This window comes from Parvularcula marina, from assembly GCF_003399445.1.
GTDB classification, from domain to species: Bacteria; Pseudomonadota; Alphaproteobacteria; order Caulobacterales; family Parvularculaceae; genus Parvularcula; species Parvularcula marina.
This window is the reverse complement of the sequence record NZ_QUQO01000001.1, coordinates 488,891-502,064: the sequence shown is the minus strand read 5'-3', so window position 1 is coordinate 502,064 and position 13,174 is coordinate 488,891. Positions and strand designations below refer to the sequence as shown.

15 protein-coding genes and 1 pseudogene are annotated in these 13,174 nt (G+C 59.7%); 14 read left to right on the top strand and 2 right to left on the bottom strand.

Translation table 11 applies throughout. The annotated features are described in order from the left end of the window. Positions 1–89: 89 nt before the first annotated feature. A pseudogene (locus DX908_RS16745) lies at positions 90–719 on the top strand (division plane positioning ATPase MipZ); the annotation flags it as partial. A gap of 479 nt (positions 720–1,198) precedes the next feature. Further along, positions 1,199–1,612: a hypothetical protein gene (locus DX908_RS02330; protein WP_158548435.1), complete on the top strand. Its 414-nt coding sequence runs from the start codon at positions 1,199–1,201 to the stop codon at positions 1,610–1,612. Between the two features lie 18 nt (positions 1,613–1,630). On the opposite strand, the gene DX908_RS02325 is transcribed toward DX908_RS02330, so the two are convergent. Further along, positions 1,631–2,410: a PhoH family protein gene (locus DX908_RS02325; RefSeq protein WP_116390848.1), complete on the bottom strand. Its 780-nt coding sequence runs from the start codon at positions 2,408–2,410 to the stop codon at positions 1,631–1,633. Between the two features lie 347 nt (positions 2,411–2,757). Here DX908_RS02325 and DX908_RS02315 point away from each other — a divergent pair, with 347 nt between their 5' ends. Then, a complete protein-coding gene (locus DX908_RS02315) occupies positions 2,758–3,966 on the top strand; it encodes a cytochrome b/b6 domain-containing protein (protein WP_158548434.1) in 1,209 nt (402 codons plus the stop codon). A 5-nt stretch (positions 3,967–3,971) separates the two neighbouring features. On the opposite strand, the gene DX908_RS02310 is transcribed toward DX908_RS02315, so the two are convergent. Then, positions 3,972–4,640 (bottom strand): alpha/beta hydrolase, encoded by a 669-nt coding sequence (locus DX908_RS02310; RefSeq protein ID WP_116390845.1) that lies wholly within the window; start codon positions 4,638–4,640, stop codon positions 3,972–3,974. 155 nt (positions 4,641–4,795) lie between these two features. On the opposite strand from DX908_RS02310, the gene DX908_RS02305 reads away from it, so the two are divergent. The 11 genes from DX908_RS02305 to DX908_RS02255 are packed head-to-tail and all read left to right on the top strand — an operon-like array spanning position 4,796 to position 13,172. Continuing rightward, on the top strand, positions 4,796–5,239 hold the full coding sequence (locus DX908_RS02305) for an RrF2 family transcriptional regulator (RefSeq protein ID WP_158548433.1): 444 nt from the start codon (positions 4,796–4,798) through the stop codon (positions 5,237–5,239). Beyond that, positions 5,232–6,383: a cysteine desulfurase family protein gene (locus DX908_RS02300; RefSeq protein WP_116390843.1), complete on the top strand. Its 1,152-nt coding sequence runs from the start codon at positions 5,232–5,234 to the stop codon at positions 6,381–6,383. The genes DX908_RS02305 and DX908_RS02300 overlap by 8 nt, the downstream gene beginning before the upstream one ends. Beyond that, positions 6,380–6,838 (top strand): hypothetical protein, encoded by a 459-nt coding sequence (locus DX908_RS02295; protein ID WP_147303705.1) that lies wholly within the window; start codon positions 6,380–6,382, stop codon positions 6,836–6,838. The genes DX908_RS02300 and DX908_RS02295 overlap by 4 nt, the downstream gene beginning before the upstream one ends. Positions 6,839–6,857: 19 nt before the next feature. Continuing rightward, the gene (gene sufB, locus DX908_RS02290) at positions 6,858–8,390 is read left to right on the top strand and encodes a Fe-S cluster assembly protein SufB (protein ID WP_116390841.1); all 1,533 of its coding nucleotides are present in this window, start codon (positions 6,858–6,860) and stop codon (positions 8,388–8,390) included. Continuing rightward, positions 8,387–8,659 (top strand): hypothetical protein, encoded by a 273-nt coding sequence (locus tag DX908_RS02285; RefSeq protein WP_147303704.1) that lies wholly within the window; start codon positions 8,387–8,389, stop codon positions 8,657–8,659. Before sufB ends, DX908_RS02285 begins: the two co-directional genes overlap by 4 nt. After that, positions 8,659–9,114, top strand: a complete 456-nt coding sequence (locus DX908_RS02280) for a YybH family protein (RefSeq protein ID WP_116390839.1) — start codon at positions 8,659–8,661, stop codon at positions 9,112–9,114. Before DX908_RS02285 ends, DX908_RS02280 begins: the two co-directional genes overlap by 1 nt. Then, positions 9,111–9,476 carry a cupin domain-containing protein gene (locus tag DX908_RS02275; RefSeq protein ID WP_116390838.1) on the top strand — a complete coding sequence of 122 codons (366 nt, stop codon included), beginning with the start codon at positions 9,111–9,113 and terminating at the stop codon, positions 9,474–9,476. The genes DX908_RS02280 and DX908_RS02275 overlap by 4 nt, the downstream gene beginning before the upstream one ends. Further along, the gene (gene sufC, locus DX908_RS02270; RefSeq protein ID WP_116390837.1) at positions 9,476–10,222 is read left to right on the top strand and encodes a Fe-S cluster assembly ATPase SufC; all 747 of its coding nucleotides are present in this window, start codon (positions 9,476–9,478) and stop codon (positions 10,220–10,222) included. The genes DX908_RS02275 and sufC overlap by 1 nt, the downstream gene beginning before the upstream one ends. Next, positions 10,223–11,407 carry a Fe-S cluster assembly protein SufD gene (gene sufD / locus DX908_RS02265; protein WP_116390836.1) on the top strand — a complete coding sequence of 395 codons (1,185 nt, stop codon included), beginning with the start codon at positions 10,223–10,225 and terminating at the stop codon, positions 11,405–11,407. Continuing rightward, on the top strand, positions 11,404–11,955 hold the full coding sequence (locus DX908_RS02260; protein WP_116390835.1) for a protein tyrosine phosphatase family protein: 552 nt from the start codon (positions 11,404–11,406) through the stop codon (positions 11,953–11,955). Before sufD ends, DX908_RS02260 begins: the two co-directional genes overlap by 4 nt. Beyond that, positions 11,952–13,172 (top strand): SufS family cysteine desulfurase, encoded by a 1,221-nt coding sequence (locus tag DX908_RS02255; RefSeq protein ID WP_116390834.1) that lies wholly within the window; start codon positions 11,952–11,954, stop codon positions 13,170–13,172. The genes DX908_RS02260 and DX908_RS02255 overlap by 4 nt, the downstream gene beginning before the upstream one ends. The last annotated feature ends 2 nt before the right edge of the window (positions 13,173–13,174 follow it).

Genomic DNA, 13,174 nt, shown 5'->3' with positions numbered 1-13,174 from the left:
AGCCGGCAACACCTCTGTGATGCACTGACCGGGTTACGGGCCATCGGGAAGATAGCCTCTATTCGGTCAGTCATCTGAGGAAAGCTCTCATGCAGAATGAGTGTTCCGTTCTGGTCTTCGCCTCCCAGAAGGGCGGCTCGGGCAAGACCACGCTCTCCGGGCATATCGCCGTTGCCGCACAGGCTGCGGGTGCGGGCCCCGTCGCCCTTATCGATACGGATCCGCAAGGCTCGCTTGCTAAATGGTGGAATGCGAGGGAGGCCGAAATGCCGGTCTTTGTCGAAACCACCGTTGCGCGTCTGAGTAGGGATATCGCCAAGCTGCGAGAGACGGGGCTGAGGCTCATCGTCATCGACACGCCGCCTGCCGCAACGGCGGCGATTTCTGAAGTTGTCGAGCAGGGCGACCTGATCGTCGTACCAACCCGTCCGAGCCCGCATGATCTGCGCGCCGTCGGTGCCACGGTCGATATCGTTGAGGAGGCCGGCAAGCCGCTCGTCTTTGCAGTGAACTGCGCCACTGCTCGCGCCCGGATCACCAGCGAGACGGCTGTCAGCCTGAGCCAGCACGGCACGGTCGCGCCGGTGACGATCCATAACCGCGTCGATTTTGCCGCCAGCATGATCGACGGCCGCACAGTCGGTGAGGTCAATCCGAATGCACGCTCGGCCAAAGAGGTAGCAACACTTTGGTCCTATCTCGAAGAGCGCCTACGCCGGATCAAAGGGGATACCGCGGGTGCACGTGAGGCCCAGGGCGAACGCTTCTCGGTCGAATTGCTGACCCCGATTGCTGCGGCATCATCTACGCCGTCATCGCCCCAACGGGAGGAGAGCCTTGCGCGCCGACCTGCGCCGATCCCGCCGTCACGTCGGCCCAGACCGACACCTCCACCTGCGCCAGCCCCTCAAGCCGTCGCGCCACAGCGTCCGACACCACGGCAGGGCCCAATCCCGCTGCATGAGCTTTTCCCGCTCGAAACCGCTGCCATGCGCCGCGAACCGGCCAGCGCAGGGGAGGAGCCATTGCTTCTCGAAGAAGAAATGCCCCGGGCCGCGATCTGGGACGGGATTGACCGCCGAAGTCAGGATGCCGGCCCCCCGCCGGGTCTGCCCGACCGGAGGCGAGCGCCGATCTTCGGGCGGCGTCCGCTGAAATGAAACTGGAAAAGTGTGGGATCAACGTCATGCAAGAACAGATGAAAACATCGCATAGGGACGGTTTCGCCAGCCTGCATGGCGGCCTTCTCGCACGCAAAGGCAATGCGCAACCGGCCATTGCCGATCTCGATCTTCAGCGCCGGTCTCGGCGGGGGGATCGGGATGGCGAGCCGGTCGCAGTGACCCCCGTTGCGGCGTCTTCCTGTTCAGAGAAGCTGCACAAGGCGCATGCCGCGCCGGACAAACCGCGAATGACCGTCCGGATGACGACACGTCAGCAGCGCTTGTTGCGATTGGTGGCAGCGGCAACTGACCGCTCACAGCAGGAAATTCTGTCCATGGCGATCGACCAGCACCTGACTAAGGTCATCGGTGAAGAGCTTGGCCACTGCCAGTGCCTGCGCCGTCTGGTGCTGGGCGATGCGGGGATCAGGGAAAAGGCCGCCAGCTAAGGCGGCCTTCCGCCCTCGTCAGATATATTCGATCATCTTCGCGACCAGCGGGTGGCGGACGACATCGCCCTTGGCAAAGCGGCAGATGCCGATGCCTTCGACATCATCCAGTTTGTCGGTGATCTCACCGAGGCCCGAGACGCCCGGCAAAAGGTCTGACTGCTCCGGATCGCCGGTGACGACCATGGTCGAGTGCCAACCCAGCCGGGTGAGAAGCATTTTGAGCTGCGCATATGTGCAGTTCTGTGCCTCATCGAGCACGACAAACGCATTGTTGAGCGTCCGGCCCCGCATGAAGGCGATGGGTGCGACCTCGATCACACCTTCAGCCATCAGGGAGCGGACTTTCTTGGCGCTGAGCCGGTCGGTAAGCGCATCATAGAGCGGCCGCAGATAAGGCGAGAGCTTGTCTTCCATGTCGCCCGGCAGGTAGCCGAGATTTTCTCCGGCCTCGACAGCCGGGCGGGAGAGAACGATCCGGCCGACCTTGCCGGCCTCCAGCGCCTCAACGGCCTTGGCGACCGCGACGTAGGTTTTGCCTGTCCCCGCCGGTCCGACGGCGAAGACGACTGAATGATCCTGAACCAGATCAAAGAATTGTTGCTGTGTTTCATTCTGTGGGCGGATATTCTTGCGGAATCGCTGATCGCGCTCGCGATCCTGTGGTCCCTCCATCTGTTCCATGGGAGACCATCCGTCCTCAAAGAGGACTCTGACATTGTCGGGAATGGCATGACGATCATCGCTCACCTGTTTGCCGCTACGTTTAATGGCTCTTTTGGCTGTACGACGTGTCATGGGATCACTCCTTTTCTATGACATCGGGAAGAAGCACAGCCAAAGGATTGTCCGGCGCCCTGCCGGGGGGACCATCAACGGCTGTAAAGAAGAGGGAGTCGTCTGGAGCTTCCGGCCTTGGCCGGCGGAGGAGGGGATGGCAATGGAATGCCTGACCGTTCACTCTCTGCCCCTATGCGAAAGAATACTTACGCATATCAACTGATGGGAATCAGTTACGGCGATTCGTCCTTCGTAAGTGGTTAACGCGCGTAAATATTTTCGCCTGCCGTCTTTTGCGTGCCGCGCAAGGGTGCTGGCTGCGAGCTGAGCTTGTCAGTTTCTCTGGCCGATGACATTTTATGCGCATGACGGATCAAATGCGCCCCACTTCCTATCACCGTGTTGCCAAAGCCCTGCATTGGCTGATCGCGGCCCTCATCATCGCCCAGTTCGTGGGCGGGAAATTCATGACCCATCTGGGGCTGGGGACGGATGAGAAATTCTTCGTCTACCAGATGCACAAAAGCTTCGGGTTCATCATTCTGGGCCTATCACTTTACCGGCTATACTGGCGGCTGACCCATCCCGTCCCGGCCTTGCCGACGGGAATGAGCAAAGCGGAGAAGGCTATCGCGCCGATCACGCACTGGCTTTTTTATGGCTTCATGATCACCGTGCCGCTGACGGGATGGCTTTATGTCTCGGCACAGAGCGGGGTCGACACGAAGATTTTCTTCCTGATCCCGGTCTTTCATTTTCCGGTACCGGAAAGCGATTTCTGGCGCGGCGCGTTTGATAATGCGCACTCAGCGCTCGCCACCGCAATGATCGGACTTCTGGTCCTGCATGTCGCGGCGGCCCTGAAGCATCATTATATGAGCCGCGACGAAACCTTCCTCCGTATGCTGCCGGCTAAAGAGGGCGCGACAGGCCGCATCGCCATACCTGCGATCACAGGCGCGCTGGTCGCGGTTGCGGCGCTATATCTCGTCGTGATGCTGGTCTGGGGAGAGGATGATCATCATGGTCCAGCTCCGACGGATGAGCGGACGGCCATGGAACAGATCGGCCAGACGAGCGGAGATCCTCATGCATGGTCGCTGTTGCCAGAGGAGAGTTATGTCCAGCTTACGGGCAGTGCCTTTGGTGCGGAGAAGACCGTTCATATTGATGATGTTGCAGCGGAGATCGTTCTCGATCTTGATCATCCCGAAGAGGCAGGCGCAATCCGTGCACGGATCGGTCTTGCCAGTCTCGATTCCGGCGAAGCGATCACGAATGATGAACTCAAAGGATCGGGCTGGTTCAGTGTTGCGGAATATCCTGCGGCAATGTTCGTTTCAGATGAGATCATCGCCACCGCGCAGGGTTTTGTGGCGAAAGGGATGCTCACCATCAGAGAAGTGAGCCAGCCGATTGATCTGCCCTTCACTGTTACGATGGAAGGCGTCACGGCGGTCGCATCAGCGGAAGTCGTGGTTGATCGGACTACATTTGGGCTTGGCGGGGACGGCGCAGGGGTCACTCCCCAGGTCACCGTCACCCTTCATATTGAGGCAGAGCCTGCCCGCTGATCTGATCAATCCGTGAACAGATGGCCTTCAGGCGGCTCTTCAAGGCGGCGGTCGAGATAGGCGGCGGCCGCTTTCATCAGTTCTTCCTCATGTTGGGAGAAGAAGTGATCGGCGCCTTCAATGGTCTGGAACTCGATCCGGCGGCCCTTCTGGGTCCGGGTCTTGGCCATGACATCACGGGTCAGCTCGGGCGGGCAGATCTTGTCGCCCGTGCCGTGCAGAACCACACCCGATGACGGGCAGGGCGCAAGGAAAGAGAAGTCAAAGAGATTCGCCGCTGCCGACACGGAAATGAAGCCGACTATCTCCGGCCGCCGCATCAGGAGCTGCATGCCGACATAGGCACCAAAGCTAAAACCGCCGACCCAGGCGAATGGCGCCGCAGGGTTTAGAGACTGCAGATAATCGAGCGCTGTGGCGGCATCGGAAAGCTCGCCCTGACCCTGGTCATATTCGCCCTCGGACTTGCCGACGCCGCGGAAATTGAACCGCATTACCGCAAAGCCGCGCCGCGCGAACATGTGGTACATTTCATAAGTGATCTTGTCGTTCATCGTCCCGCCGAACTGGGGGTGGGGATGAAGGATCAGCGCGATCGGCGCATTGTCTTCTTTGGCGCGCTGATAGCGGCCTTCAAGCCGGCCCTCGGGACCGTTGAAAATAATCTCGGGCATTCGCCGTCCAGACTGTTAGAGGCGGTGAAAAACTTCACCGCAGAAAGTTGACCGTTATAGTCGGATTTCTTATGTCCGACCTATCAAAGACCGCGGCCTATACCACATTCTCGCGCCGTGGCCAGAAATGCTCGACCAGAAGTTCAGAGGCCCCGATGAAACTGACATCCCGCGCCCGCAACGCCGTGGCGGCCATGGCTGATATGGCAGCTTTCGGCGGGGACGTGCCTGTCCCGCTCAGCGATATTGCTGTGCGTCAGGGGCTGTCGCTGGCCTTTCTCGAGCAGATTTTCGGCCAGTTGCGTAAAGCGGGGCTGGTGACGAGCCGGCGGGGCGCAGGCGGCGGCTATCTGCTTGCCCAGTCATCGGCGGAGATTTCTGTCGGCGCCATCGTCGAAGCGGTCGATGAAGAGATCCGCTCGACGGCCTGTGTGCCGGGCGCGGCAACTGGCTGCACGGGCAGCTCCACGCGCTGCCTGACCCACAAGCTGTGGCACGGCCTCGACCGCGAGATCGAAACCTATCTCGGCGGGATCACCCTCGCCGATATTGCGGCGGGCGCGGAAGCCCCTCTGAAAGAGAGGGCCGAGCATGCCTGACCGCCTTTATCTTGATCATAATGCGACGAGCCCGCTGCGCCCCGGCGTACGGGACGCGATGATCGCTGTCATGAAGGGCGCGCATAATCCGTCCTCGACCCATTCTGAGGGGCGGGCAGGCAAGAAGATCCTGGAGGACGCGCGCGGCGTGATTGCCGAGACAGTCCGTGCACCCAAGGAAGGCGTCATCTTCACCGGCGGCGGCACGGAAGCGATCAACATGGCGCTTCACGGTGCGGTTCATGGCCCGATGAAGGTACGGCGGCTGATGGTCTCCGCCATCGAACATGATGCGGTGAAAGCGGCTGCCGAAGGGCTTCCTGAAACAGCAGGCGTCACGGTTGAAACCGTGCCCGTCACCCGTGATGGCGTGATCGATCTTGAATGGCTGGCGGACCGGCTCGCCGGATATGATCAGGAAACGGAAGGTGCCTTCCTGCTGGCTGTCATGCTTGCGAATAATGAGACAGGTGTGATCCAGCCGGTGGGTAAGCTCGGCCCTCTGGCATGGCCCAAGGGCGGACATGTCTTCGTCGATGCGGTGCAGGGCTTTGGCAAACTGCCGCTCGATTTCGGCCAGATGGGCGCTGACATGATGAGCCTTGGTGCGCATAAGGTTGGCGGACCGACAGGTGTCGGGGCATTGGTGATCAAGCCGGGGCTGGCTCTCGCACCATATTTGCGCGGCGGCGGACAGGAGCTGTCCCGCAGGGCGGGGACCGAGAACCTGATCGCCATCGCTGGATTTTCACAGGCCGCGAAATTGGCCCGGCCTGAAGGCTATGCCGAGCTTGCCATGATCCGTGACCGGATCGAAGCAGGGCTGCCTGAAGGTGTGATCATCTGGGGGCAGAATTCCCCGCGCCTGCCCAATACGAGCTGTTTCTCTGCGCCGGGGTTCCGGTCGGAAACCCAGGTCATGGTGATGGATCTGGGCGGGATCGCGATATCAGCGGGCTCTGCCTGCTCCTCCGGCAAGGTGCGTCAGTCCGGCGTTCTCGATGCCATGGGCGCCAGTGAGGAAGAAGCGAATTCGGCGATCCGCGTCTCACTCGGCTGGACCAGCACGATGGCCGATGCCGATATGTTCCTGCGTCTGTGGAAGAATGAGTTCCAACGAATTGTGGAGAGGAATGTCGCATGAGGATGAAATTGATCATGTGCACTGCTGCCTGCATGACAGCGAGTATTCCCTTCACGGCCATGGCCCAGCCGGCCCCTGAAGAACTGGTCTCCCTTGCCGCCGGTGAACTGTCCGAAGAGAAGGTCGAGACGCTGAGCCGCTGTGTCGCGCTGGCGCAGATCGATCTGGCGGAACTCGAAGCCCGTGCCGAAGAGAGGGGCGGTGAGGTGCCGCCGCCGATCAGCAAAGCCCGCGACACGGCTGAAGAAGTGACGGCGATTTGGCAACAGGCGCTCGAGGAAAAACTGAAACCTGCCGCCGAAGAGACGGGAGCGGATGAAGAGATCTCGGCTCTCAAGGCGGATACGGAGGCATGGGCGGCAGAGATCGACCAGCCAGAGAACCGCGATGAGAAAATCGCAACCCGCCGGGATTGCGCAACCAAGGTGATGCAGGCCATCAGCGCTGTGAAATAAGGAAAGATTGTCGGTCTCTATGACGAATACGACTGAACCGGATATTGCCGTCAAGGAAGGCATCGAGAAGGAAACCGTCGACACGGTCCGCCATCTCGAAACCTATAAATACGGCTTTTCGACCGATATCGAGTCCGTGAAGGCCCCCAAAGGGCTTTCCGAAGATACGGTCCGGTTCATCTCGGCCAAAAAGGAAGAGCCCGAATGGATGCTTGACTGGCGGCTGAAGGCCTATCGCCGTTGGCTGGAGATGGAAGAGCCGGACTGGCAAAAGGTGAAATATCCGCCCATCAATTATCAGAACCACTACTATTACGCCGAACCCAAATCGGGTGCGAAATATGAGTCGATTGATGACGTACCGCCCGAAATTCTCGCCGATTTCGAAAAGCTCGGCATCCCGCTGAAAGAGGCCGAAGTCCTGCTCGGCGTCGAAGGCGCGGGCGAGACGCCGGGCGATGCGCGTGCCAAACCGGGCGTTGCCGTTGATGCGGTCTTTGATAGCGTCTCGGTAGCAACGACCTTCAAGAAGGAGCTTGAGAAGGCCGGGGTCATCTTCATGTCGATCTCCGAAGCGATCCGTGAGCATCCCGATCTCGTGCGTGAATATATCGGCTCGGTCGTACCGGCCTCGGACAATTTCTTTGCGACCCTCAATACGGCGGTCTTCTCGGACGGCACTTTCGTCTATGTGCCGCCAGGTGTGCGTTGCCCGATGGAGCTGTCGACCTATTTCCGCATCAACGAGGCCAATACCGGCCAGTTCGAGCGGACCCTGATTATTGCCGACAAGGGCGCTTACGTCTCCTATCTCGAAGGATGCACGGCGCCGATGCGGGACGAGAACCAGCTTCATGCGGCGGTCGTGGAACTGGTCGCGCTCGAAGATGCCGAAATCAAATATTCGACTGTCCAGAACTGGTATCCGGGTGACAAGGACGGCAAGGGCGGCATCTATAATTTCGTGACTAAACGTGCCGATTGCCGGGGCGACCGCTCGAAGGTGTCATGGACGCAAGTCGAGACCGGCTCGGCGGTGACGTGGAAATATCCCTCCTGCATCCTGCGCGGTGATGACAGTCAGGGCGAATTCTACTCAATCGCGATTACCAATAATCATCAGCAGGCGGATACTGGTACCAAGATGCTGCATCTGGGGCGCAACACGCGCTCGCGGATCATCTCCAAGGGGATTTCGGCTGGCCAGTCCGATCAGACCTATCGCGGGCTCGTCTCCATTGGCCGCAAGGCGGAGAATGCGCGAAACTTCACGCAATGTGACAGCCTCCTGATCGGTTCAAACTGCGGCGCGCATACGGTGCCTTATGTCGAAAACAAGACGTCGTCTGCAATCCTTGAGCATGAAGCAACGACCTCGCGGCTCTCAGAAGACCAGCTATTCTATGCACAACAGCGAGGGCTCGATGAAGAGCAGGCAGTCGCACTGCTCGTCAATGGTTTCTGTAAGGAGGTTCTGCAGGAGCTTCCGATGGAGTTCGCCGTCGAGGCGCAGAAACTCGTCGCCGTGAGCCTAGAGGGGAGTGTGGGGTGATGAATAATTTTCTCTTCAAAAAAGGCACTGCCGGTTGGGAGCGGGCCTTCGTACTGCCGGCTTCGCCTGTCGGGCACGCTATCTTTGCCGTCCTGCTCGCCGTGGTTTTCGTCAATCTGCGGATAACCGCGCTGCGCGCAGGTTTTGCCGGCATTCCGGTCGATGCAATCTGCGGCGGGGTGTCCCTGCTCGTGACGGCGTTGCTGCTCAATCTGGCTCCGGCGAAATATATCAAGGGCGCCAGCCTGCCCGGCAAGGGAGACGAATAATGCTCAGACGGATTACAGTTCTCCTGCTCCTGCCCATCCTTGCGGCCTGTTCCGGTGAGGCTGAAACAGCGCGTCCTGATTTCAGGATGGCGGTGGAGACGCATCTCGACGCGGTCGCGGGCCGCGATCTTGAAACCCTCAAATCAACCCTGACACTGAACGATGGAGACCTGCAGGTCATCTTCCCCGGTGGGGAAGATGTGACGGGTGTCTCGAATGTCGTGGCCTTTCACGAGGAATGGTTCGCAGACGATCAATGGGTCTGGACGCCGCAGATCATCCGCATTGTCGAGGGCGAAGACCTCTCCATGGCGCTGACCCGCTATCAATATCGCGACACTCCAGATGGCGAACCGCGCGAGCGTTGGCTGCTGCTGGTCTTCCGGCTGGAGGAAGGCGCGTGGCGGCTGGTCCATGACCAGAATACACTCTACCCGGAAGAGGTGGCCGAATGATCGCCAGAGCCCTCATTTCACTTGTGTTGATCGGTACTCAACCCGATCTGCCCGATCCGCTTGTTGCGGGATGGGAGGGTGAGAAAGTCTGTGAACTGGTGCGTGAAAATGAGCGGGTTCGGGTTCTGCGCTGTACGTTCCCGCCCGGTGTTGGGCACGAGAAACACCGCCACGCACCGCATTGGGGCTATATCCTGAAGGGCGGTATACAGCGCATCTCTGATGCAAATGGCACGAGAGAGATCGAGACCAAAGAAGGTGCAGAATGGTGGAGTGACGGCACCGTTCATGAGGTCATGAATACTGGCGAAACGACGACAGAATATCTGATCGTCGAGCCGAAAATGAAAGATACTGACTAATGCTGAACATTAATAACCTCCACCTCACGATTGAGGGGAATCCGATCCTCAACGGCCTGTCGCTAGACGTGCCGGCAGGCGAGGTTCATGCGATCATGGGGCCAAATGGCTCGGGCAAGTCGACGCTGTCTTACTCGATTGCGGGCCGACCAGGATACGCGCCGCAGGAGGGAAGCGTCACCCTCAATGGTGAAAACCTTCTGGACCTCGATCCCAATGAACGGGCCGCCAAGGGTGTCTTTCTCTCTTTCCAGTCACCTGTTGCAATCCCGGGTGTGGCGACGATGAACTTCCTCCGTACGGCGTTGAATGCTCAGCGTAGCGCTCGCGGCGAAGAGGAGATGTCAGCGGCTGAATTTCTCAAGGTCTTCCGCGAAAAAGCTCAAGTGGTCGGGCTTACCCCTGAAAAGCTCAAACGTCCGTTCAATGACGGCTATTCGGGTGGTGAGAAGAAGCGCATGGAAATGCTGCAGATGGCTCTCTTCGAACCGCGCTTTGCGATCATGGACGAGACCGACTCAGGGCTCGATATCGATGCCCTCAAAATGGTCGGCGAAGTCGTCAATTCGCTGCGTTCGCCGGAGCGCGGCTTCCTTGTCATCACCCATTACCAGCGCCTGCTCGATTATATCAAACCCGATGCGGTGCATGTTCTCGCCGGGGGGCGGATCGTTAAATCCGGCGGGCCCGAACTGGCGCGCGCACTCGAAGAGGGCGGGTACGAACAATTCACCGAGGCAGCATAAGTGAGCACGCAACTTCAACTTACCCCGGCGGAGGAACGTCTCGCCGCGCAACTGCCCGACGGTGCACTGCTTGAGGCCTTGCGGTCGCGCGGCCTGCCGAACCGCCGGGTCGAGGAATGGAAATGGTCCGATTTGCGCGCTGCGTTGAAGGAGGCGCGTCAGCCCTCCGCAGCCTATGATTATACCGCTGCAGATGATGAGCCGTTGCTGGCGGCGCTCGGCGGATATGAGATTGTCATCGCCAATGGCGCGGTGCGAGGGCCGGCGGGCCTGCCGGTCTCGATCCGGGTCCAGATGAAAGACGCTGCGCCGCGGTTGATCCCCGATGCACCGCTTGCCTCTCTGGCCACTTCGGCCCGCACGCTTGATATCGGTATCGAGGAAAGCCTCGAGGCGCCGCTCTTCATCCGGCATCTCAGCCAGGGGCAGGGCGCCCATGCGGATCGTGTGAAAATCCATGTTGCGCCGGGGGTGAAGGTCACGCTGATCGAAACCCACCGGCTGACGGGCGCGCCATTTGCAAACAGCCTGACCGATCTTGTCATCGGCAAGGGCGCAAGCGTCACTCGTGTGATCCTCCAACCTGCTGCCGACGTAGCTGTCAGTGTTGAGACGAGCATGATCTCCATCGGAGAAGATGCAGAGTTTCATCAACTCACCCAAGCGGGCGGGGCGGCTTTCTCCCGGCATGAAACACATGTCGATTATGCAGGGACGGGGAAAGTACGGCTCGACGGGCTCTATCGGTTGAACGGTACCCGTCATAATGACCTGACCAGCCATGTTACACACGGCGTGCCGGGCGCGGTGACGCGTCAGCTCGTCAAGGGTATCACCGACGACCGCGCTCGCGGTGTCTTTCAGGGCAAATTCCTTGTCGAGCGTGATGGTCAACAGACGGATGCTCAGATGGCGCATCACGCGCTTGTGCTCTCCGGTGCATCGACGGTCTATGCAAAGCCGGAGCTTGAGATCTATGCGGACGATGTCGAATGTGCACATGGCAACACCGTCGGTGCCCTCGATGCGGAGGCGTTGTTTTATCTGCGCCAGCGGGGACTGGATGAGACGGCAGCGCAACGGCTGTTGATCGACGCCTTCAGTGCTGAAGTGCTGGAGGAGATTGAAAACGACAAGTTGCGCGACGCTCTCACCGGCTTTTTTGGCGAAGGAGGCATGTCATGATCAGATGGCTGGCAATTGCAGCCTGCATGATGGCGACGCCTGCTACGGCGCAAATGGTCTCGACGCCCTATCAGGTCGCAGAGGATGGCGTTGCCGCGCCGACCGGCGATCAGGATATGTCTTTTGTCGCCAATTACGTCCGTATTGCGCCCAATATCGGGATTGGCGGGCGGCTTGCCGATGATGGTGTGGCGCGCGCGAAAGCAGCCGGGTTCAAGACCTTGATCGATCTGCGCCAACCCGACGAGCCGGGCGTCGCTGAAGAGAAAGCTGCCGCCGAGGCACTGGGCCTGCGCTATGTCAGCATCCCCATGCCGCGCGATGCCGAGGATATCCCCGACATCCTCCCCAAACTGATCAAGCGGCTGGAGACAGCAGGTGATTATCCGATCCTGCTCCATTGTGCATCAGGCAACAGGGCGGGGGCCGCGTGGGCGCTTTACCGCGCCGAACGGGGCGTGCCTGCCATCATAGCAATTGAAGAAGGCCGCGCCGCTGGCATGAAAAGCCGCGAAGGCGTCGTCAGGGAGCTGTTGGACCTCGAATGAGTTTTGATCCCGCCAGATTCCGGGCCGAATTCCCGATCCTCTCCCGCGAGATTTACGGCAAGCCGCTGGTCTATCTTGACAATGCGGCGAGTGTCCAGAAACCGCGTGTGCTGATCGATGAGATGACGCGGCTGATGACGCACAGCTATGCCAATGTGCATCGCGGCCTTCATGCACTTTCCAATGAAACAACGACAGCCTTTGAAGAGGCTCGCCAGACGGCGCAGACCTATCTGAACGCGGCAAGTGCGGATGAGATCATCTTCACCATGGGCGGGACGGATGCGATGAACCTTGTCTCCTATGTGTTGGGACAGGACGAGATCGGCGAGGGCGATGAGATCATCCTCTCGGTCATGGAGCATCATTCCAATATCGTGCCGTGGCATTTCCTGCGCGAGCGAAAAGGCGCGGTCCTCAAATGGCTCGATGTCGATGCCGACGGGAATGTCGATCTTGACGCCTATCGTGAGATGTTCAGCTCCCGCACGAAACTGGTGGCCATGTCGGCACAGTCAAACGTGCTGGGGGCCTTTCCTCCGATTAAAGAGATGGCGGCGATTGCCCATGAACATGGCGCGCTGTTCCTTGCCGATGGCTGCCAGCATGCCGTGCACGGACCGGTCGACGTGCAGGATCTCGGCGTCGATTTCTATGTCATGACCGGACATAAAGCCTATGGTCCGACTGGCATTGGCGTCCTTTTTGGCCGCAAGGCGATCCTCGACCGGCTACCGCCATATCGCGGCGGTGGCGAGATGATCGACATCGTCGAGCAGGAGCGTATTACCTATAATGAGCCGCCGCACCGGTTTGAGGCGGGCACGCCGCCGATCATGGAGGCGATTGGGCTAGGCGCATCGCTCCGTTGGCTGATGGAACAGGATATTTCGGGCCTCAAAGCCTATGAGCGAGAGCTGACCGATCACGCTATGGAGGCGCTGGGGCGCTCGAATATCGCAACCGTCTATGGTGCGGCACCCGATAAGGGACCGGTCATTGCCTTTAATCTCGGGCAGGCGCATCCGCATGACGTCTCGACGATTCTCGACCGGCAGGGGGTGGCCGTGCGTGCCGGGCACCATTGCTGCCAACCCTTGATGAAGAAGCTCGGCGTCACCGCGACCGCGCGGGCCAGCTTCACCGCCTATAACACCCATGCCGATATCGAGGCGCTGGTTGACGCCTGCGCCAAGGCACACGACATGTTGGGATGAGT

Coding starts and splice junctions, on each gene's coding strand:
- DX908_RS02330 (WP_158548435.1), top strand. CDS start 1,199: ATGAAAACATCGCATAGGGACGGTTTCGCCAGCCTGCATGGCGGCCTT.
- DX908_RS02325 (WP_116390848.1), bottom strand. CDS start 2,410: ATGACACGTCGTACAGCCAAAAGAGCCATTAAACGTAGCGGCAAACAG.
- DX908_RS02315 (WP_158548434.1), top strand. CDS start 2,758: ATGACGGATCAAATGCGCCCCACTTCCTATCACCGTGTTGCCAAAGCC.
- DX908_RS02310 (WP_116390845.1), bottom strand. CDS start 4,640: ATGCCCGAGATTATTTTCAACGGTCCCGAGGGCCGGCTTGAAGGCCGC.
- DX908_RS02305 (WP_158548433.1), top strand. CDS start 4,796: ATGAAACTGACATCCCGCGCCCGCAACGCCGTGGCGGCCATGGCTGAT.
- DX908_RS02300 (WP_116390843.1), top strand. CDS start 5,232: ATGCCTGACCGCCTTTATCTTGATCATAATGCGACGAGCCCGCTGCGC.
- DX908_RS02295 (WP_147303705.1), top strand. CDS start 6,380: ATGAGGATGAAATTGATCATGTGCACTGCTGCCTGCATGACAGCGAGT.
- sufB (WP_116390841.1), top strand. CDS start 6,858: ATGACGAATACGACTGAACCGGATATTGCCGTCAAGGAAGGCATCGAG.
- DX908_RS02280 (WP_116390839.1), top strand. CDS start 8,659: ATGCTCAGACGGATTACAGTTCTCCTGCTCCTGCCCATCCTTGCGGCC.
- DX908_RS02275 (WP_116390838.1), top strand. CDS start 9,111: ATGATCGCCAGAGCCCTCATTTCACTTGTGTTGATCGGTACTCAACCC.
- sufC (WP_116390837.1), top strand. CDS start 9,476: ATGCTGAACATTAATAACCTCCACCTCACGATTGAGGGGAATCCGATC.
- DX908_RS02260 (WP_116390835.1), top strand. CDS start 11,404: ATGATCAGATGGCTGGCAATTGCAGCCTGCATGATGGCGACGCCTGCT.
- DX908_RS02255 (WP_116390834.1), top strand. CDS start 11,952: ATGAGTTTTGATCCCGCCAGATTCCGGGCCGAATTCCCGATCCTCTCC.